Below are 18,536 nucleotides of genomic sequence, written 5' to 3'. Positions count from 1 at the left end.
CCGCCGGAGGCAGGGGGAGCAGAGGTGCGGCTTTCTTCTTCGTCGGCGACCCGATGGCCGCGCGTGCGGCGCTCACACCAGGCCCCTCTCGGTGAGCAGCGCGTGGAGCTGCGCCGCGGACTCCCGCACGGTCTGGTTCTGGGACTCGATCCGCAGGTCTGGCGTCTCGGGTGCCTCGTACGGGTCGTCGACGCCGGTCAGGCCGCTGATCTCGCCGGCGGCCTGCTTGGCGTAGAGGCCCTTGACGTCGCGGACCGAGCACACGTCCAGCGGCGTGGCCACGTGGACCTCGACGTAGGCGGTGCCCTCGGCCTGGTGGCGCTTGCGGACGGCCTCACGGCTGTCGGCGTACGGGGCGATGACCGGGACCAGGACCTTCACCCCGTGCGAGGCGAGCAGCTCGGCGACGAAGCCGATGCGCTGCACGTTGGTGTGGCGGTCCTCGCGGCTGAAGCCGAGGCCGGCCGAGAGGAACTCGCGGATCTCGTCCCCGTCGAGGATCTCGACGCGGTGGCCCTCCTCGCGGAGCCGGCCGGCCAGCTCGTACGCGATGGTGGTCTTGCCGGCGCTCGGCAGGCCGGTGAGCCAGATCGTGGCACCGGTCACGGATGTCTCCTGGGGGGTGTCGGGGGTGGCCTGCGAGGAGGCGTGAGGGGTGGTCGTCATCAGCCGTGCAGCCCGCATTCGGTCTTGGCGCGGCCGGCCCAGCGGCCGGCCCGGGCGTCCTCGCCGTCCGCGACCCGGCGGGTGCAGGGGGCGCAGCCGACGGAGGCGTACCCGTCCATGAGGAGCGGGTTGGTGAGGACGCCGTGCTCCGCGACGTACGCGTCGACGTCGTCCTGCGTCCAGCGGGCGATGGGCGAGACCTTGACCTTCCGCCGCTTCTCGTCCCAGCCGACGACCGGGGTGTTCGCCCGGGTGGGGGACTCGTCGCGGCGCAGGCCGGTGGCCCACGCGGCGTACGCGGTCAGGCCCTCCTCCAGCGGCTTGACCTTGCGCAGCGCGCAGCACAGGTCGGGGTCGCGGTCGTGCAGCCGGGGACCGTACTCGGCGTCCTGTTCGGCCACCGTCTGCCGCGGGGTCAGGGTGATGACGTTGACGTCCATGACGGCGTCCACGGCGTCCCGGGTGCCGATGGTCTCCTCGAAGTGGTAGCCGGTGTCGAGGAAGACGACGTCGACGCCGGGCATGGCGCGCGAGGCGAGGTGGGCGACGACGGCGTCCTCCATGGAGGAGGTCACGCAGAAGCGCTTGCCGAAGGTCTCGGCGGCCCACCGGAGGATCTCCAGGGCGGAGGCGTCCTCCAGCTCGCGGCCGGCCCGCTCGGCGAGTGCCTTGAGGTCGGCCTCGGTGGCGTCCTGAGTGATCGTCATGTCCGTTCCCTCCCCGTCGTGCCGGCCGTGCCGTGTCCGTCGTCCGTGCTCCGCGTGCCGGGCGCACCGGCCGCACGGCCGGTGCTGCCGGGCGCGAGCAGGCCGAGGAACTTCAGCTGGAAGGCCCGGCCGCAGGCCGCGCACTCCCAGGCGCCGTGGCCCTGCTCGCCCGGCCGCAGGTCCTCGTCCCCGCAGTAGGGGCAGAAGAAGGGGGCCGCGCGCTCGCTCATGAGAGGGCCTCCTCCGAGGCGCGGGAGGCCCAGGCGGCGAAGCGCTCGCCGTCCTCGCGCTCCGCCTGGAAGCGCTTGAGGACCCGCTCGACGTAGTCGGGCAGCTCGGCGGCGGTGACCTTGAGGCCGCGGACCTTGCGGCCGAAGCCGGCCTCCAGGCCGAGGGCGCCGCCCAGGTGGACCTGGTAGCCCTCGACGCGGTTGCCGTCCTCGTCCAGGACCAGCTGGCCCTTGAGACCGATGTCCGCCACCTGGATACGGGCGCAGGCGTTGGGGCAGCCGTTGATGTTGATCGTCAGCGGCTCGTCGAAGTCCGGGACGCGCCGCTCCAGTTCGTCGATGAGCGTGGCGCCGCGGCCCTTGGTCTCGACGATCGCCAGCTTGCAGAACTCGATGCCCGTGCAGGCCATCGTGCCCCGGCGGAACGGCGAGGGGGTGACGCGCAGGTCCAGCGCCTCCAGGGCGGAGACGATCGAGTCGACCTGGCCCTCCTCGATGTCGAGGACGAGCATCTTCTGCTCGGCGGTGGTACGGACCCGGCCCGAGCCGTGCGCCTCCGCGACCTCGGCGATCTTCGTCAGGGTGGCGCCGTCGACGCGGCCGACGCGCGGTGCGAAGCCGACGTAGAAGCGGCCGTCGTTCTGGCTGTGCACGCCGACGTGGTCCCGCCAGCGGCCGGCCGGCTGCTCGGGGGCGGGGCCGTCGGTGAGCTTGCGTCCGAGGTACTCGTCCTCCAGGACTTGGCGGAACTTCTCCGCGCCCCAGTCGGCGACGAGGAACTTCAGGCGCGCGCGGTTGCGCAGCCGGCGGTAGCCGTAGTCGCGGAAGATCGAGATGACGCCCTCGTACACGTCCGGGACCTCGTCCAGCGAGACCCAGGTGCCGAGCCGTACGCCGAGCTTGGGGTTGGTGGACAGGCCGCCGCCGACCCACACGTCGAAGCCGGGGCCGTGTTCCGGGTGGCGCACACCGACGAAGGACACGTCGTTGATCTCGTGGGCGACGTCGAGCAGCGGCGAGCCGGAGACGGCCGACTTGAACTTGCGGGGGAGATTGGAGAAGTCCTTGTTGCCGACGATCCGGCGCTGGATCTCCTCGATGGCGGGGGTGCCGTCGATGATCTCGTCGGCGGAGATGCCGGCGACGGGGGAGCCGAGGATGACACGGGGGGTGTCACCGCACGCCTCGGTGGTGGACAGGCCGACCGCCTCCAGGCGGTTCCAGATCTCGGGCACGTCCTCGATGCGGATCCAGTGGTACTGGACGTTCTGCCGGTCCGTGATGTCGGCGGTGCCCCGGGCGAACTCCTCGGAGATCTCGCCGATCACGCGCAGCTGCTCGGTGGTCAGCCGGCCGCCGTCGATGCGGACGCGGAGCATGAAGTACTCGTCGTCCAGCTCCTCCGGCTCCAGGACGCCGGTCTTCGTGCCGTCGAGCCCCTGCTTGCGCTGGGTGTAGAGCCCCCACCAGCGCATGCGGCCGCGCAGGTCGTTGGGGTCGATCGAGTCGAAGCCGCGCTTCGAGTAGATCGTCTCAATGCGTGTCCGCACATTGAGACCGTCGTCGTCCTTCTTGAACTGCTCATTGCCGTTCAGCGGGGTGAAGTGCCCCACGGCCCACTGACCCTCGCCACGGTGGCGCCCGGTCTTGCGGCGGGCGGCGGCGGGTGTGGGGTTTTCCGGGGTGGCGGCCATGGCGTTTCGTCCTTCGGGACTGCGGGAGGGCGGCTCTGACCTGCACACGCGCGCTCGGGTCAGAGGTGGCGCGACGGTGCGCAGCGGGGTCGGTCAGAAAAGGGATCGCGGCGGTGCTGGTTCTCTCAGCGCACCGGACAGATGGCGCTGGACATGCGGCCGAGGTCGACGTGCCGCCGACTCACCAAGGCAATTCCAGTTCCAGGCATGGCGGAAGCGTGTCACGGGACTTTGGAACCAGTCCAGCTTCGTCCGGTATATGGACAACATCGTCTCGCTGTGCGAGATGATGTGTTCTGGGTCACGCGGGCGGGGCCCGGAGGGGCCCTCGGTGACGCCGCCTCAGGCCCCGGCCTCCGGGGGGCGACGGGAGGCGCGGGGCGCGGGCGCGGGGCCCGCGCCGGAGCGCGGTTCAGGCGTGGGCGCCGGGCCAGGGCCCGGGCGTCTCCGTCTCCTCGGCCTGCTCGACCTTGGTGTCGAAGAGGCGGAAACCGCGCCGTTCGTAGTTGGCCATGGCGTGTTCCCCGTCCAGGGAGCAGGTGTGCAGCCACACCCGCTTGGTCGGCTCCCGGTCCGGCCAGCGCTCGGCCAGGTCCCAGGCGCGAGCCGTGCCGCAGGAGAGCAGGTGGCCGCCGATCCGGCGCCCCCGGAAGCCGGGAATGAGCCCGAAGTAGACGATCTCCACCACGCCGTCCGCCTGGGCGTCCAGTTCCACGTACCCGGCGGGCGTGCCCCGGTCGTACGCCACCCAGATCTCGGAGCCCGGCTTCTCCACGATCTCCTGCCACTGCCGGTAGGTCAGCCCGAGCCGGTCGGTCCAGCGGATGTCGCCGCCGACGGCGGTGTAGAGGAAGCGGGCGAACTCGGGCGAGGGCACCTCGGCGCGCCGGACGGTGACGTCGCCGCTCTCCGGAGGGGTGGCGGGGCGCAGGTCGGACGGGGAGGTCTGCTCGAGGGACCAGGTGGTGAGAGTGATGCTCATGGGCTCATCGCATCATGTGGAGCACGAGATTCCCAGGGGCGTCCGTCCTGGCCGGCGCGGGATCGTCCGCTCAGTGGTCGGTCTGTCCGGATTGCGGACGGGGGAGCGAGGGGTTCTGTCCCGTCCGCTCCCGCACCCGTCCGCTCAGGCGCCCGCGCGGCGCTGATCGCTCGCGTCCCGCAGGTGGGCGGTGTGCCGGACGAGGGCGTCGACCCGCTCCGCGAGATCGGGGCTCAGGCGCACGAGATGGGGCCGGGTGCCCGCCAGCGGTTCCAGGAGCAGGGCCGGATCGCTCTCCGCCAGTGCCCCCGCGAGGGCCGTGCGCACCCGGGGCGGCAGGCCGTCGAGCGCGGTGACCTGCCCGGCCAGCTGCCGCAGGTCCGCGGCGTTCCCCCGGGCCCAGGTGCTCACCGAACGGTCGGCCGCCCGCCGGTTCCGGGTCGCCCGGACCCGCTGTTCGCCGGTGTCGCCCGGCCTGCCCGGCCGTACCCGCAGGTAGCGCCGCTCGGCGGCCTGCCGGCTGGTGACGCCGAGCGGCCCCGCCAGGTCGGCCCAGCTCGCGCCCGCCTCCCGGGCCGTCTCGATGAGGCCCGGCTCCCAGTCCGCGAGGCGCTCGCGGAGCTCCCGCAGCAGGAGCAGGGCGGCGAGCGCCTGCTCGGAGGAGGGCGGCTCCGCGCCCGTCGCCGGACCGGGGCCGTCCGCCGTGCCCGCCTCCCGTACGGCCTCGTCGATCGTCGCGAGGGCGGCGAGGGCCGCGTGGAGGCTGAGGGGGCGGTCGGTTCCGGCCACGGGGCGCATCCTCTCCGTCCGGTCGTCTCGGACCGATGTCGTCTTTCCGTTGACAGGACAGTTGTCGTCATTCGGATGACATGCTACAACGGAGTCAGGTGAAGCGCATTGGCTCCTTGTCGATCCGATGGAGGTGTTTCGCGATGTTGATGCGCACCGATCCGTTCCGCGAGCTCGACCGCCTGACGCAGCAGCTGCTGGGCGCCACCGGCACCTGGTCACGGCCGTCGACCGTGCCGATGGACGCGTACCGCGAAGGCGACGTGTACGTCATCGCGCTCGACCTGCCCGGTGTCTCGCCGGACGCCATCGACATCGACGTCGAGCGGAACATGCTGACGGTCAAGGCGGAGCGCCGGCCGGTGGCGAAGGCCGAAGACGTGACGATGGAGCTGTCCGAGCGGCCCCTCGGCGTCTTCTCCCGCCAGCTGATGCTCGCCGACACCCTCGACACCGAGAAGATCACCGCCGACTACGAGGCGGGCGTGCTGACCCTGCGCATCCCGATCGCGGAGCGCGCGAAGGCCCGCAAGATCGAGATCGGCCGGGGCGACGACCGCAAGCAGATCAGCGGCTGACCCACCCGGCCGGCGCCAGAGCCGTGCTGCCGGCGGCCCACCCGCGATCGGCGCCCCACGGCCCGACCGTCCGCCGCGGTCCGGTGGCCGGACCGCACCGGGAGGAAACCCGGACGCCGACGACCAGGCCCCCGGGCCGGCGGCACCCCGGACGCCGGAGATTTCGGCGTCCGCGCCAGGAGAACCCCGCGAGCGGAGGGCGGGTGCCCCACCGGACCACCCGCCCCCGCCGCTCCCCACCCGCTCCTTCCCCCGCCGAAGGGAGCCGTGATGAGACTGCCGTGGCAGACGTTCCTCGACCGAGTCGGGGAACGCGGCGACTACCCCACCCCCCACGAGGCGGAACGCGCCGCGCGCACGGTCCTGGCGCTGCTCGGCGCCCACCTCGTCGGCGACGTACGGGCCGCGCTCGCGGCCCGCCTCCCGGAGACCTTCGCCGTCGTGCTGCTCAATCCGCTCCAGGCCGCCGAGCCGCTCTCCCCGGAGCGGTTCGTCCGCGCGACCGCCGCCTGGATCGAGGGGGCCACCGAACAGACCGCGGCCTGGGACGTGAGCGCGGTCCTCAGCACCGTCGCCGACGCGGCGGGCGAGGAGCTCACCTCCCGGATGCTGCTCCAGCTCCCACCCGGCTACGACGTCCTCTTCGGCCGGCCGCACTCCGTGTGAGCCGGCACCCGTACCCGTCCACCCCGCCCGGCCCCGGCGGCCGGGCCCGCAGAGAACGGTGACGACCAGACCCATGCTCCAGCAGACCGAGACGGCCATCCCCGCCCCCCGCACCGGACTCCAGGAGAGCGAGGACTACGTACGCCTCCTCGAACGCGTCCGCTACGAGGGCGCCCACCCCACCCGTGAGCACGCGGAGGAAGCCGTACGGGACGTCCTCGCGGCCCTCGGCCGCCAGCTGGTCGGCGACGAACGCGTCGACCTCGCCGCCCGGCTCCCCGTCGAGGCGGCCCTCGTCCTCACCGGTCAGATCCCGGCCCTGAACCGTCTCACCGGCTGGGAGTTCGTGAAGGACCTCGCCGAACGCACCGGCCGGACGCCCGCCACGGCCCGCTGGAACGTGAGCGCGGTCCTGGCCGCCGTCACCCGGCTGGCCGGTCCGGAGCTGATCGACCGGATTGTGGCCCAGCTCCCGCCGGGCTACGCCCTCCTCTTCGGCCGCGCCGAACTCACCCAGCGCCGGCCCGCCGCCGAGGGCACGGCCGCCGCGGCCTGATCCCCGCCCTCCGTTCCCCCGCGCCCCTCCCGACCCGGGCCCGGTCCTCGTCGATCCGGGCCCGGTCCCGTGTCCACGCCGTCCGGACCTCCGGAGGCCATCGGCCCGCCCGGTGTCAGGGGGCGGCCTCCGTGCGCGCGGCCCGCACCGCCGGAGCCGTCGAGTGCGGCAGCAGGTCGGCCGGGCGGTCCGGCCGCAGGACGGTCACCTCGACCTCCTCCCGGAATCGGTACGGGCGGTGGGCGAGCACGCTCGCCAGGTTCCGCCGCACCCGTGACATCTCGGCCCGTACGGTCACCGTCCTCGTCCGGTCCCCGAACACGTCCTGCGCCAGCTCCGCCGCCGTCCGCCCGTCCCGGTGCAGCGCGAGCACGTACAGCAGCTCGGCGTGGCGCGGGCTCAGCTCCTGCTGCCAGCTCCCGGCAGGCCCCGACACGTCCACCGTCCAGCGGCGCGGCCGGCTCAGGTCCAGCACCACCCGGCCGGCCGCACCCGGTTCGGCCTCCGCCGGCGGCGGCTCCTCCTCCACGCGCAGCAGCCAGCCCCCCGGCAGCGGCTCCACCGCGCACATGCCCAGCGAGGGCAGCCATGTCCGCCCCGCCCGGAAGGACTTCGGCAGCGCGATCCGGTCCACCGGCGCGATCCCCGTCACCGCCGCCGTCCACCCGTGCGCGTCCACGGCGACCGCCCGGCCGCCCACCCGGCACAGGATCGGCGCCGCCACCGCCCGCAGCCGCTCCACCGACCGCCGGTGCCGCTCCCGCATCTCCGCCTCGGCCAGCCGCGCCACGGAAGCGACCAGGGCGAGCATCGCCGGGTGGAAGCTGGAGGCCGGGCCGCTCACGTCCAGGATGCCGAGCAGCCGCTGGTCGCGCGGGTCACGTACCGGGGCCGCCGCGCAGGTCCAGTTGTGGAGGGTGTGCACGTAGTGCTCGGCCGAGTGGACCTGGACCGCCCGGCCCATGGCGAGGGCCGTGCCCACGGCGTTGGTGCCGGCGGTGTGCTCGGTCCAGGCGGCGCCCTCCTCCAGGCAGATCCCGTTCGCCTGCCGCATCACCGCGAGGTTGCCCTCCCGCCACAGCACCCGGCCCTGTTCGTCGGTGACCACCATGATCTGGAGGGAGGCGTCGGCGATGCCGGCGAGGCCGCCGCTCAGCGTCTCCATCACCTCGGAGAGGAGCGTGGAGCGCCGTCGCCGCTCCAGTTCCTCCCGCCGCAGCAGGACACTGCTCGTGCCCTGGTCCGGGTCGAGACCTATCCGGGCCATCCGCTGCCAGGAGGCGTCGATCACGGGGCGGGGCGCGATCGGGGGCGTACGGCCCGCGAGCGTCTCCTCGCGGACCCGGTGCAGCAGGCGCGTGGCCTGAGCGGCGTCCATGGCGGCCAGCCGCTTCATGTCCAGCTGCGTGTTCTTCATCGGTCTCTCCCAGCCACCCCGGCGCTGTATCGGTTCTGCTGATGTCCGGGGTGTCGCTGCCCATCGTGCCGTCCCACGGCGCCCGGCGAGGGACGGTTTCGGTAATCCTGCAACCCTTTGCAACTCTGGCCGGGAGCGGCCCCCGTACGTGAAGGTGGAACCAGCGGTGGGTGGTGCCGTGTCGGCGCAGCACCACCCCCGCTTCTTCCGCGCCGAGCGGCCGACCGGGGCCCGCGCGCCGGCGGTCCGGCCCCCGGCCCCGGCCCTGCCGGTTCCCCCGCGGACGGCCACCCCCGCGACCCCGGCGCCGGCTCAGACCTCCACGCGCGCCCGCTCCACCACCGACCGCAGGTCCAGCGTGGGCGGCAGCGTCCCGAAGGCCGCCCCCGCCTCCCCGCCGAGCCGCCCCGCGCAGAACGCGTCCGCGACCTCCGGCGGCGCCCACCGCACGAGCAGCGATCCCTGCAGCACCAGCGCCATGCGCTCCACCAGCCGCCGCGCCCGCGCCTCCACCCCGTCCAGGTCCGCCAGCTCCGTCAGCACCCCCCGGATCGCCCGGTCGAGCCGGTGGTCCGCGCCCCGCGCCGCCCCCACCTCGGTCAGGAAGGCGTCGAGCGCCGCCGGCTCGGTCCGCAGGGCCCGCAGCACGTCGAGGGCCTGGACGTTCCCCGAGCCCTCCCAGATCGAGTTGAGCGGTGACTCGCGCAGCAGGCGCGGCATCCCCGACTCCTCCACGTAGCCGTTGCCCCCCAGGCACTCCAGCGCCTCCGCCACCACCGGCGTGCAGCGCTTCGTCACCCAGTACTTCGCCGCCGGCACGGCGATGCGGAGCAGGGCCCGCTCCGCGGGGGTGTCGGCGTCGCAGGCGGCCGCGAGACGCATCCCGAGGACCGTGGCCGCCTCCGACTCCAGCGCCAGGTCGGCGAGCACGTTCCGCATCAGCGGCTTGTCGACGAGGAGACCGCCGAACGCCGAGCGGTACGAGGCGTGGTGCACGGCCTCCGCCACCGCCCGCCGCATCAGCGCCGCCGAGCCGAGCACGCAGTCCAGCCGGGTGGCCGCCACCATGCCGATGATCACGCCGATCCCGCGGCCCTCCTCACCGACCCGGCGCGCCCAGGTCGTCCCGTCGAACTCCACCTCCGCGGAGGCGTTCGAACGGTTGCCCAGCTTGTCCTTCAGACGCATGAGCGCGAACGCGTTGCGCGTCCCGTCCTCCAGGATCCGGGGCACGAGGAAGCAGGTGAGCCCGCCCGGTGCCTGCGCCAGGACCAGGAAGGCGTCCGACATCGGCGCCGAACAGAACCACTTGTGGCCCGTCAGGACGTACTCCCCGGCCGCCGCCAGCGGGCGCGCCGACGTGGTGTTCGCCCGGACGTCGCTGCCGCCCTGCTTCTCCGTCATCCCCATGCCGAGCAGCACGCCCGTCTTGCCCAGCGGCGGCCGCAGCTCCTCCTCGTACAGGTGCGAGGTCGCCAGCGGCTCCCACACGGCGGCGAGTTCCGGCTCGGCGCGCAGCGCCGGCACCGCCGCGTGCGTCATCGAGACCGGGCAGCCGTGCCCCGCCTCCACCTGCGACATCAGCAGGAACCCGGCGGCGCGCCGGACGTGCCCGCCCGGCCTGCCCCACGCGTCCGTGAGGCCCGACGTCACCGACTTGCCGAGCAGCCGGTGCCAGGCCGGATGGAACTCCACCTCGTCGACGCGGTGGCCGTACCGGTCGTGGGTGCGCAGCCGGGGCGGGAAGGCGTTCGCCAGCTCCGCCCACCCGTTCAGCTGCGTCGAACCGGCCGAACGGCCGAGCGCCCCCAGCTCCTCGCGCGCCTCCTCCAGGACCTCCGGGGCGCCCGCCGCGCCGAGGTGCCGGTCGACGGCCTCGGTCAGGGCCCGGTCGCTCGTGAAGACGTCGTATCCCACCAGGGGCGGAGCCTGATTGGTGACGGTGTGGGTGCTCGCTGCCATGCCGATACGGTAAGCAGGTGCAGGCAGCAAGAGAAACACCCGAAAGGCCCGAGCGTCGGCCCTGGAGCAGGCTCCACCGGGCACGCGTCCTCTACCGCAACGTCTCGAAGCGGAAGATGGTCTGGCTGCTTCTGAAGGACACCGTCAACTCGTGCATCGAGTACCGGATCCTGGGTCTCGCCGCCGAGGCCGCGTTCTTCACCCTGCTGTCCCTGCCGCCCCTCCTCCTCGGCCTGATCGCCCTCCTCGGCTACGCCGACGACTGGACCAACACCGACACCGTCGCCAGCATCGAGGAGAACATCCTCCGGGCCGCCGGGACGGTCCTCTCCGACCGCGGCGTCCACGACATCGCCAAACCCCTCATCGAGGACGTCACGCAGGGCAAACGCCCCGACCTCATCTCCCTCGGCTTCGCCATCGCCCTCTGGTCCGGCTCCCGCGCGGTGAACGTCTTCATCGACACCATCACCGTCATGTACGGACTCGACGGCCACCGCGGCATCGTCAAGACCCGGCTCCTGGCCTTCCTGCTCTATCTCGTGGCCCTGGTCATCGGAGCCGTCGTCCTGCCCCTCGCGGTCGTGGGACCCGACCGGGTCGTGGAGTTCGTCCCCTGGGGGACGGAGATCGTCACCGTCCTCTACTGGCCGGCCGTCATCCTGCTGACCATCGCCTTCCTCACCACGCTCTACCACGTGTCCGTGCCCGTCCGGTCGCCGTGGATCGAGGACATCCCCGGCGCCCTGGTCGCGCTCGCCATGGGGGTGCTCGGCAGTTTCCTGCTCCGCATCTACCTGACCAGCCAGGTCGAGGGCCCCACCATCTACGGCTCGCTCGCCGCCCCCATCGCGGTCCTCCTCTGGATCGGCATCTCCGCCTTCGCCGTCCTCGTCGGCGCCGCCGTGAACGCCGCCATCGACCGCGTGTGGCCCTCCGTCGCCACCGCCGCCGCCCGTGAGGCCAACGAGCGCGCCCGCGCCGTCCAGGCCGCCGAACTCGTCGCCCGCGTCCGCGCCGAGGCCGAGGAGGTGGACGAGGACGACCCCGACATGCCGTCCGAGTTCCCCGAGCGCTGGTCCAGGTTCCTGCCCCCGGACGACGTGAAGTCCCGCCTCCACGCGGGCGGGGACAAGGATTGACGGCCGCCGGGACCCGGGGGACGTACACCGAGCGCCCCGCGCGGCTCGACGGCGCCTTCCTGTGGGCCCGGACCGCCCCGGCCGCCGCCGCGCCCTCCCGGCCCGTGCTCCCCGACGGCTGCATGGACCTCGTGTGGGCCGACGGACACCTCTTCGTCACCGGCCCCGACACCCGGCCCTGGGTGCCGGGGGAGCGGGTGGAGCGGTACGCCGGGCTGCGCTTCGCCCCCGGTGACGCGCCCCGCGTCCTCGGGGTGCCCGCACGGGAACTGCGCGACCGGCGCGCCGGCCTCGACGACCTGTGGGGTACGGCCGAGGCGCGGCGGCTCGCCGAGCGGATCGGCGCCGCCCCCGACCCGGCCGCCGCCCTCGAACGCCTCGTCCTGCGCCGCGCCGCCGCGGCCCCGCCACCCGACCCGGTGCTGCGCGAGGTCGTCACCCGCCTCGACGCCGGACGTCCGGTCGCCGCCACCGCCGACGCCCTCGGGCTCGGCGCCCGCAGGCTGCACCGGCTCTCCCTGGACGCCTTCGGCTACGGCCCCAGGCCCCTGGCACGGATCCTCCGCCTCCAACGGGCGCTCGCCCTCCTCCGGTCCGGCCTCCCGCCGGCCGAGACGGCGCTGCGCGCCCGCTACGCGGACCAGGCCCACCTGACCCGGGAGACACGCGCTTTGGCCGGGACGACCCCGGCCGCCTACGCCCGCCCGTTCGCGCCTCCGGCGGCACCGTCGGGGGACGGGGCGGCCGGAAGGTCGGCGAAGAGGGACACCCCCGCTCCGTCCGGGTCGAGGACCACGGCGTAACGCTGCCCCCAGAACGCGTCCCAGGGCTCCAGATGCCCGCCGTACCCGGCGCCGGTCAGCTCCGCGTACAAGGCGTCCACCTCCCCGGGCGACCCGCAGCGGAAGGCGAGTTCGACCCGGTGCCCGCCGGTCGGCCGGCTCCACCCCGGGTCGAACGCCCGGACCGTCTCCTCGGTGTCCCAGGCCACCCGCAGCCCCCCGGCCAGCCCCACCTCCACGTGCGGCGCGCTCTCGGCCCCCTCGGGCACGTCGAGGCCGAGCCGCCGGTAGAACGCGAGCGAGGCGGCCATGTCGGAGACCACCAAGCCGATCAGATCAAGTCGCGGTGTGTTCATGCCCCGAGAGGTTAAGCGCGATCCGGACCCGGGTCTTGTACGGATCGGACACGGCCGCCGACGCGCGCGGTCGTCAGTCGGCACCGCTGAGGTCCGCGGCCCAGGACGGGTGCGTGAGGTCTCCGATTTAATCGGTGGTGCCGTGCCCCGGGGTGAGGCTAGGGTTCTGCTCGTCCCGAGGCGCGGCCGTGTCGTCGCCGAGGGCACGGAGTTGGTCCGTTGAGAAGAAGCAGGAGGTGAGGACATTGATGACTGTCACGGTGACGGGCTCTGCCCGCATTCAGGAGTTCATCGTTCCCACCCCCGTGGCCTCCGGCTGACACCGACTCGATCCGCGCGCTCGGAGCGCGCCGCCGGGGCCACCCTGTGAAGGGTTCCCCTTGTCTTTCCCGCTTTCCGCCGCTTCCTCCACCTTTTCCACCGCTCCGGCTCCCGCCGGCGCCGCCTCGGTACTCGACGCCCACGGCTGGGACACCGGCTGGGCCGAGGCCTTCGCCCCGTACGCCGCGCGGGGACTCGTTCCCGGGCGGGTCGTCCGGGTCGACCGCGGGCAGTGCGACGTCGCCACTCCCGGCGGCGTCGTCCGCGCCGACACCGCCTTCGTGACCCCGCACGACCCGCTGCGCGTCATCTGCACCGGCGACTGGGCGGCCGTCGACCCCGAGGGCGCCGGCGACCCCCGTTACGTACGGGCGTACCTGCCGCGCAGGACGGCGTTCGCGCGGTCCACCTCCTCCAAGCGGTCCGAGGGGCAGATCCTCGCCGCCAACGTCGACCACGCGATCATCACCGTCTCGCTCGCCGTCGAGCTGGACCTCGGCCGGATCGAGCGGTTCCTCGCGCTGGCCTGGGAGTCCGGCGCCCAGCCCGTCGTCGTCCTCAGCAAGGCCGACCTGGTGCCCGACCCGGTCGGGCTCTCCTACCTCGTCGAGGACGTCGAAACCGTCGCCCCCGGCGTGCGGGTGCTGCCCCTGAGCGCGGCCACCGGCCTCGGTCTCGACGAGCTCTCCGCCACCGTCGCGGGCGGCACGACCGTGCTGCTCGGCGTCTCCGGCGCGGGCAAGTCCACCCTCGCCAACGCCCTGGTCGGCGAGGACGTCATGGACGTCCGCGAGGCCCGGGACGTCGACGGCAAGGGCCGGCACACCACCACCACCCGCAACCTCTTCGTGCTGCCCGGCGGCGGTGTCCTCATCGACACGCCGGGACTGCGCGGTGTCGGCCTCTGGGACGCGGAGACCGGGGTGGGCCAGGTGTTCTCCGAGATCGAGGAGCTGGCCCGGGACTGCCGCTTCCACGACTGTGCCCACGAGGCGGAGCCGGGCTGCGCGGTCACGGCGGCCGTGGAGGACGGCACGCTCGCCGTGCGCCGCCTGGAGAGCTACCGCAAGCTGCTCCGCGAGAACCAGCGGATCGTCGCCAAGACCGACGCCCGGCTGCGCGGCGAGATCCGCAAGGACTGGAAGCGCACGATGGCCGCGGGCCGCGCCGCCGTGGAGTTCAAGCGCAAGGGACGTCTGCGGTAGCCCGTACGGGCGGGGACGTACGGCTCCGGGGAGCGCGGTGTCCGAAAACCGCGAGCCCCGGGCCGTCCGCCGCCGCACACTGGATCCCGTGACGGACGACGACACCCGCTACGAGGCGGTGAGCAGCAGGGACGCGCGGTTCGACGGAGAGTTCTTCTTCGCCGTCCGCACCACCGGCATCTACTGCCGTCCCAGCTGCCCCGCCGTCACCCCCAAACGGCAGAACGTCACCTTCTTCCCGACGGCCGCCGCCGCCCAGGGCCACGGCTTCCGCGCCTGCCGCCGCTGCCGCCCGGACGCCGTGCCCGGCTCCGCCGAGTGGAACGTCCGGGCCGACGTCGTCGGCCGGGCCGTGCGGATGATCGGCGACGGGGTCGTGGACCGCGAGGGCGTCCCCGGGCTCGCCGGCCGCCTCGGCTACAGCACCCGGCAGGTCCAGCGCCAGCTCACCGCCGAGCTCGGCGCCGGACCCGTCGCCCTGGCCCGTGCCCAGCGCGCCCACACCGCCCGGCTGCTGCTGCAGACCACCGCCCTGCCGGTCACCGACATCGCCTTCGCCGCCGGCTTCGCCAGCGTCCGCCAGTTCAACGACACCATCCGCGCCGTCTACGCCCGCACCCCCACCGCCCTGCGCGCCGAGGCCGGCGCGGGGGCCCGGGACCGCACCGCGCTCGCCGCCGGCGTCCCGCTGCGGCTCGCCCACCGCGGCCCCTACGCCGCCCGGGAGGTCTTCGACCTGCTCGCCGCCGAGGCCGTCCCCCTGGTCGAGGAGGTCGTCGGCGCCCCCGGCACCCGGACCTACCGGCGCACGCTCCGCCTCCCGTACGGCACCGGCATCGTCTCCGTCGACGAGCGGTCGGCCGGCCGCTGGCTCGACGCCCGCATCCACCTCACCGACCTGCGCGACCTCACCACCGCCGTGCACCGGCTGCGCCGCCTCTTCGACCTGGACGCCGACCCCTACGCGGTCGCGGAACGGCTCGGCGCCGACCCGCTGCTCGCCGCCGAGGTCGCGGCCCGGCCCGGCGTACGGTCCCCGGGCACGGCCGCGCCGGAGGAGTTCGCGCTGCGGGCCGTCCTCGGGCCCGGGGAGGCGGCCCGGGTCGTGCGGCGGTACGGCACGCCCCTCGACACTCCCTGCGGCACCCTCACGCACCTCTTCCCCACCCCGGCCGGGCTGGCCGCCCACCCCGACGCCGGGCCGCTCGCCCGCGCCCTGGCCGCCGGGGAGGTCCGCCTCGATCCGGGCGCCGACCGCGACGAGGCCGAGCGCGCCCTGCGCGGCGTCGCGGGCGTGGACGCGGGGACCGCCGCCCTGATCCGCATGCGGGCCCTCGGTGACCCGGACGTCGCCCCCGTGTCCGTACCCGGACCGGAGGCGGAGCGGTGGCGCCCCTGGCGCTCGTACGCGGCCCGCTACCTGGCCCCGGCGCCGGCCGAGCTCAGCCCGCGATGACCGCGCCCGCCCAGGCGCCCGCGATGAGCAGGCACGCGAACAGCTCCACCAGGACGCTCGTGCCCGCCGCCCGCATCACGGCCCGCGTCGCCGCCCCCGCCTGGCCGTGGCCGCCGAGCCGCAGGCGCTCCGCGAGGTAGATCCCGCCCACGAAACCGGGGAGCGCGCCCACCACCGGGAGCAGCAGAAAACCGAGGAGCGCGCCGGCGCCCGCGTACGCGGCCATGCGCCGGGTGATGCCGACGCCCCGGAAGCGGCGGGGCGGCAGCTGCCAGACCACCACCTGGGTGAGCAGCAGGAGCGCGGTCGAGGAGACCAGCAGGATCCAGGCCAGGCCGGTCTGCTCGTGCAGCGACCACCACAGCATGGCGGCCCAGACGAGCCACGTCCCCGGCACCCCGGGCACGAGCACCCCGAAGACGCCGAGCAGCATCACCGTCGCCACCATCAGGAGCTGCCACACACCCACCCGGCCAGCGTCCCGCACCCACCGCCTCCGCGCAGGTCGGGCGCGGCATCCGGGAGCGGTGGCTCCGGGGGGGCGGCCTCCGGGCGGAGCGAAGCCCCGGCCACCCCGCCGTCCCGCCTCAGCGCCGGGACACCCACCCCTTCTCGTACGCGTGCCACCCCAGCTGGAGGCGGGTCGTCACCCCGGTCAGTTCCATGAGGCCCTTCACCCGGCGCTGCACCGTCCGCAGGCCCAGGTCGAGCTGCTTGGCGACGCTCGCGTCGGTCATGCCCGCGAGCAGCAGGGACAGCACCTCCAGGTCCGTGGCGTCCGGCCCCGGTGCCTCCTCCTCCGTGACCTGCGCGCCGGCGCCGAGCCGCAGGGGCAGCGCGTCGCGCCACACCGACTCGAAGAGGCCCATGAGCGACTCCAGCAGCCCGCTGGCGTGCACCACGAGCGCCGCCGGCTCCGCGCCCCGGCCGGTCAGCGGCACCATGGCCAGGGTCCGGTCGGCGACCACCAGCTTGGTGGGGACCCGGTCCACCACCCGGACCTTCTCGTCCCGGCCGAGCGCCGCCGCCAGCTCACCGAGCCCCGAGGGCTGGGTCAGCACCTCCCGCTCCAGCACCACCCGGTAGGCGACACCACGGCTCGCGGCCCGCTCCTCCACGTCGTTCTCCAGGCCCGTGACGGCGACCGGCTTGCCCGTGACCAGCGCGCAGACCTCCTCCGCGGCGCCGAGCTGGAGCTGGAAGAAACGATGCGCCACGGCGCTCGCCCCGGTCACCACCTCCACCAGGTCGTGCACCGCCGGTTCCGTCGCCTCCGCCCGGTACTCCTCGGCGAGGATCTTCGCCGCCAGCTCCGCCTGTTCCAGCTCGTGCCGCTGCTGGGTCAGCAGGGCCCCGAGCGCCACCCCGGGCGGCGCCGCCACCCAGCGCCCGGTCCGCGCCGAGGACTGGGCGGCGAGCCCCTGCGCCTCCAGCCGGCGCAGCGCCCGCTCGGTGTCCTGCTCGGGCAGCCCCAGCCGGTGCGCGAGATCGGAGACCTCCGCCGCGCCCAGCGCCACCAGCGCCCGGTACGCGGACTCCTGACGTCCGTCGAGTCCTATCGCTCCCAGCATGTGCGTCCCGCCCCTCGCCGTACCGCCGGCCGCGTCCCGGGGGTTCCCGGAGCTCCTGCCGGAGGCATTCGTTCCGTTGGTGACCTGGCGGGAATCGGCCACGGCGTATTCCCGCCGCACCCATCATCCCCGCACCGCCCTCACCTCTGCCAATGTGGCGCCACCGCACCACCGACAGTCGCCGGAAGCGGGCCTTTCGCGCCTCTTCCCGGAATCAGATGGGGAGAGCGATGCGCCCGACGCCGCGTACGGTCCGGGGGCCGGCGACCGCCGCCGTCCCGGCCGTCGAACTCGTGCGCGGCGAGGGCGCCTTGCCGCGCCCCGGCGTCGACGCGGCCCACCCCCGTCGGGCCGAAGACCGCCTGCGAGGTACCGGCCGAAGCCGGGACGTACCCCCCGAACGGAACACCGCACGATCGGGAGCGACGCGCGGTCGAGGTCCACGTCCGTCAACTCATACCGGGAATTCACCTCCAAGCCTGAGACGAGCGTCTATTCTCAAGGCATCCCGATTCCCTTCCCCCGGTACGACCTTCCGGAGGACGGACCCAAGACCCTCGCCGCGACCGACGGCCAGCGGATCGGCCTCACCGCGACGGGTCACGCGGGGTACCCCCCCGCGGCGCTCACCCCGGCCACGCTCGCGTACTCCTGCGACGGCGGCGTGACCCGGGCCGGAGAGCGGGTCTCTCAGCAGGGCGACGGCCGGACCGCGACCGTGCACCACGCGGGCGCGTCCGGCGCGAGGTCACCCTGAGGACCGAACGGACGGACGCCCACGGCGACTCCGTCCCCCTGACCGTGGTCGGCGCTGACGACGTGCGCTGACCACGCGGTCCGCCGGGCGTCCTTCCCGTGGGGGGTGGGGTCGCCCGGCGGACCACCCATTCGCCGTAACGGTTTTGGGGATGTCCCGTTTTCGGACGCCGTGCGCGGTGGACAATAAGGGCATGACTCAGCAGGGGGACAACTGGTGGGACAAGCTCTACGACGACGCGGCGCCGGAACCGGCACCGCCGGGCCGGTCGCACGGCTCCGGCTCGGGTGACTCGCTCGACGCCCACTTCGCCTCGGCGACCCGCGCCACGTCCGGCCCCGCCCCGGAGCCGCGCCTCCCGGACCCGGTGACCGCGCCCGAACCGCCCGCCACCTCGAGCCCCCCGGCCCGGGCGGAAGCCACCCCGGCCGCACCGCCCGCCGCACCCGCCGTGCCCGAGCCCGCGCCCCCGGCGCCCCCCGGGCCCGAGACGCCACCACCCGCCGCACCGGCCCCGCCCGCTGCGCCCCCGGCCGTCCCGCCGCCACCCCGCGCCCCCGCCGCTCCCGTCGGGCGCGCGCCCTGGGAGGCCCCGGAGGCCGGGCCGCGCACCTTCCCGGAGCCCCCGCCTCCCGAGCCCCCGCCCCCGCCCCCCGAGGCCGCCCCCGCGCCGCGGGGGCCCCCCGCCGGGGCGCGGGG

19 protein-coding genes and 1 pseudogene are annotated in these 18,536 nt (G+C 74.5%); 8 read left to right on the top strand and 12 right to left on the bottom strand.

From position 1 onward, the window contains the following. Positions 1–72: 72 nt before the first annotated feature. The 7 genes from cysC to ABTY40_RS08690 form a co-directional block, all read right to left on the bottom strand. Complete coding sequence (gene cysC, locus ABTY40_RS08720) at positions 73–666, bottom strand: adenylyl-sulfate kinase (RefSeq protein ID WP_345286021.1); 594 nt, start codon at positions 664–666, stop codon at positions 73–75. Then, entirely contained in the window at positions 666–1,373 is a 708-nt protein-coding gene (locus tag ABTY40_RS08715) for a phosphoadenylyl-sulfate reductase (protein WP_352058848.1), read from the bottom strand. The genes cysC and ABTY40_RS08715 overlap by 1 nt, the downstream gene beginning before the upstream one ends. Continuing rightward, positions 1,370–1,603 (bottom strand): hypothetical protein, encoded by a 234-nt coding sequence (locus ABTY40_RS08710; protein ID WP_352059088.1) that lies wholly within the window; start codon positions 1,601–1,603, stop codon positions 1,370–1,372. The genes ABTY40_RS08715 and ABTY40_RS08710 overlap by 4 nt, the downstream gene beginning before the upstream one ends. Continuing rightward, positions 1,600–3,297, bottom strand: coding sequence for a nitrite/sulfite reductase (locus tag ABTY40_RS08705; protein ID WP_352058847.1), 1,698 nt, complete (start codon positions 3,295–3,297; stop codon positions 1,600–1,602). Before ABTY40_RS08705 ends, ABTY40_RS08710 begins: the two co-directional genes overlap by 4 nt. A 125-nt stretch (positions 3,298–3,422) precedes the next feature. After that, complete coding sequence (locus ABTY40_RS08700) at positions 3,423–3,506, bottom strand: putative leader peptide (protein ID WP_351391960.1); 84 nt, start codon at positions 3,504–3,506, stop codon at positions 3,423–3,425. 203 nt (positions 3,507–3,709) lie between these two features. After that, complete coding sequence (locus tag ABTY40_RS08695) at positions 3,710–4,279, bottom strand: GNAT family N-acetyltransferase (protein ID WP_352058846.1); 570 nt, start codon at positions 4,277–4,279, stop codon at positions 3,710–3,712. A 144-nt stretch (positions 4,280–4,423) separates the two neighbouring features. Further along, positions 4,424–5,077 (bottom strand): type III effector protein, encoded by a 654-nt coding sequence (locus tag ABTY40_RS08690; protein WP_502990523.1) that lies wholly within the window; start codon positions 5,075–5,077, stop codon positions 4,424–4,426. Between the two features lie 134 nt (positions 5,078–5,211). On the opposite strand from ABTY40_RS08690, the gene ABTY40_RS08685 reads away from it, so the two are divergent. The 3 genes from ABTY40_RS08685 (at position 5,212) to ABTY40_RS08675 (ending at position 6,868) form a co-directional block, all read left to right on the top strand. Further along, positions 5,212–5,646, top strand: coding sequence for an Hsp20/alpha crystallin family protein (locus tag ABTY40_RS08685; protein WP_352058844.1), 435 nt, complete (start codon positions 5,212–5,214; stop codon positions 5,644–5,646). Positions 5,647–5,916: 270 nt separating this feature from the next. Continuing rightward, positions 5,917–6,312, top strand: coding sequence for a DUF2267 domain-containing protein (locus tag ABTY40_RS08680; RefSeq protein ID WP_352058843.1), 396 nt, complete (start codon positions 5,917–5,919; stop codon positions 6,310–6,312). 73 nt (positions 6,313–6,385) lie between these two features. Continuing rightward, complete coding sequence (locus ABTY40_RS08675) at positions 6,386–6,868, top strand: DUF2267 domain-containing protein (protein WP_345286001.1); 483 nt, start codon at positions 6,386–6,388, stop codon at positions 6,866–6,868. Positions 6,869–6,983: 115 nt separating this feature from the next. On the opposite strand, the gene ABTY40_RS08670 is transcribed toward ABTY40_RS08675, so the two are convergent. Further along, positions 6,984–8,285, bottom strand: coding sequence for a helix-turn-helix domain-containing protein (locus ABTY40_RS08670; protein WP_352058841.1), 1,302 nt, complete (start codon positions 8,283–8,285; stop codon positions 6,984–6,986). A 312-nt stretch (positions 8,286–8,597) separates the two neighbouring features. Beyond that, positions 8,598–10,247 carry an acyl-CoA dehydrogenase family protein gene (locus ABTY40_RS08665; RefSeq protein WP_352058840.1) on the bottom strand — a complete coding sequence of 550 codons (1,650 nt, stop codon included), beginning with the start codon at positions 10,245–10,247 and terminating at the stop codon, positions 8,598–8,600. Between the two features lie 17 nt (positions 10,248–10,264). Here ABTY40_RS08665 and ABTY40_RS08660 point away from each other — a divergent pair, with 17 nt between their 5' ends. Together ABTY40_RS08660 and ABTY40_RS08655 are read left to right on the top strand one after the other, a co-directional pair. Next, the gene (locus ABTY40_RS08660; protein ID WP_352058839.1) at positions 10,265–11,389 is read left to right on the top strand and encodes a YihY/virulence factor BrkB family protein; all 1,125 of its coding nucleotides are present in this window, start codon (positions 10,265–10,267) and stop codon (positions 11,387–11,389) included. Beyond that, positions 11,386–12,192 (top strand): helix-turn-helix domain-containing protein, encoded by an 807-nt coding sequence (locus ABTY40_RS08655; RefSeq protein ID WP_352058838.1) that lies wholly within the window; start codon positions 11,386–11,388, stop codon positions 12,190–12,192. The genes ABTY40_RS08660 and ABTY40_RS08655 overlap by 4 nt, the downstream gene beginning before the upstream one ends. On the opposite strand, the gene ABTY40_RS08650 is transcribed toward ABTY40_RS08655, so the two are convergent. Further along, positions 12,084–12,527: a VOC family protein gene (locus ABTY40_RS08650; protein ID WP_352058837.1), complete on the bottom strand. Its 444-nt coding sequence runs from the start codon at positions 12,525–12,527 to the stop codon at positions 12,084–12,086. The two genes, ABTY40_RS08655 and ABTY40_RS08650, sit on opposite strands and share 109 nt — an antisense overlap. A 380-nt stretch (positions 12,528–12,907) precedes the next feature. On the opposite strand from ABTY40_RS08650, the gene rsgA reads away from it, so the two are divergent. Next, a complete protein-coding gene (gene rsgA / locus ABTY40_RS08645; RefSeq protein ID WP_352058836.1) occupies positions 12,908–14,053 on the top strand; it encodes a ribosome small subunit-dependent GTPase A in 1,146 nt (381 codons plus the stop codon). An 88-nt stretch (positions 14,054–14,141) separates the two neighbouring features. Next, the gene (locus ABTY40_RS08640; protein WP_502990521.1) at positions 14,142–15,509 is read left to right on the top strand and encodes a DNA-3-methyladenine glycosylase 2 family protein; all 1,368 of its coding nucleotides are present in this window, start codon (positions 14,142–14,144) and stop codon (positions 15,507–15,509) included. Here the strand turns inward: ABTY40_RS08640 and ABTY40_RS08635 are convergent. Together ABTY40_RS08635 and ABTY40_RS08630 are read right to left on the bottom strand one after the other, a co-directional pair. Continuing rightward, complete coding sequence (locus tag ABTY40_RS08635) at positions 15,496–15,978, bottom strand: DUF456 domain-containing protein (protein WP_352058834.1); 483 nt, start codon at positions 15,976–15,978, stop codon at positions 15,496–15,498. The genes ABTY40_RS08640 and ABTY40_RS08635 overlap by 14 nt on opposite strands. Before the next feature lie 118 nt (positions 15,979–16,096). After that, positions 16,097–17,080, bottom strand: a complete 984-nt coding sequence (locus tag ABTY40_RS08630) for a helix-turn-helix domain-containing protein (protein WP_352058833.1) — start codon at positions 17,078–17,080, stop codon at positions 16,097–16,099. 950 nt (positions 17,081–18,030) lie between these two features. Here ABTY40_RS08630 and ABTY40_RS08625 point away from each other — a divergent pair. Next, positions 18,031–18,536, top strand: a pseudogene (locus tag ABTY40_RS08625) (protein phosphatase 2C domain-containing protein); the annotation flags it as partial.

It is taken from the genome of Streptomyces sp. NPDC126503 (assembly GCF_040302405.1).
Lineage (GTDB): Bacteria > Actinomycetota > Actinomycetes > Streptomycetales > Streptomycetaceae > Streptomyces > Streptomyces gulbargensis.
Note: the sequence above shows the minus strand (reverse complement) of the source record. Positions and strands in the feature narration are given on the sequence as shown.

Bases quoted from the DNA above. Each gene is read 5' to 3' on its own strand.
- cysC (WP_345286021.1), bottom strand. From the start codon at position 666: ATGACGACCACCCCTCACGCCTCCTCGCAGGCCACCCCCGACACCCCC.
- ABTY40_RS08715 (WP_352058848.1), bottom strand. From the start codon at position 1,373: ATGACGATCACTCAGGACGCCACCGAGGCCGACCTCAAGGCACTCGCC.
- ABTY40_RS08710 (WP_352059088.1), bottom strand. From the start codon at position 1,603: ATGAGCGAGCGCGCGGCCCCCTTCTTCTGCCCCTACTGCGGGGACGAG.
- ABTY40_RS08705 (WP_352058847.1), bottom strand. From the start codon at position 3,297: ATGGCCGCCACCCCGGAAAACCCCACACCCGCCGCCGCCCGCCGCAAG.
- ABTY40_RS08700 (WP_351391960.1), bottom strand. From the start codon at position 3,506: ATGCCTGGAACTGGAATTGCCTTGGTGAGTCGGCGGCACGTCGACCTC.
- ABTY40_RS08695 (WP_352058846.1), bottom strand. From the start codon at position 4,279: ATGAGCATCACTCTCACCACCTGGTCCCTCGAGCAGACCTCCCCGTCC.
- ABTY40_RS08690 (WP_502990523.1), bottom strand. From the start codon at position 5,077: ATGCGCCCCGTGGCCGGAACCGACCGCCCCCTCAGCCTCCACGCGGCC.
- ABTY40_RS08685 (WP_352058844.1), top strand. From the start codon at position 5,212: ATGTTGATGCGCACCGATCCGTTCCGCGAGCTCGACCGCCTGACGCAG.
- ABTY40_RS08680 (WP_352058843.1), top strand. From the start codon at position 5,917: ATGAGACTGCCGTGGCAGACGTTCCTCGACCGAGTCGGGGAACGCGGC.
- ABTY40_RS08675 (WP_345286001.1), top strand. From the start codon at position 6,386: ATGCTCCAGCAGACCGAGACGGCCATCCCCGCCCCCCGCACCGGACTC.
- ABTY40_RS08670 (WP_352058841.1), bottom strand. From the start codon at position 8,285: ATGAAGAACACGCAGCTGGACATGAAGCGGCTGGCCGCCATGGACGCC.
- ABTY40_RS08665 (WP_352058840.1), bottom strand. From the start codon at position 10,247: ATGGCAGCGAGCACCCACACCGTCACCAATCAGGCTCCGCCCCTGGTG.
- ABTY40_RS08650 (WP_352058837.1), bottom strand. From the start codon at position 12,527: ATGAACACACCGCGACTTGATCTGATCGGCTTGGTGGTCTCCGACATG.
- ABTY40_RS08630 (WP_352058833.1), bottom strand. From the start codon at position 17,080: ATGCTGGGAGCGATAGGACTCGACGGACGTCAGGAGTCCGCGTACCGG.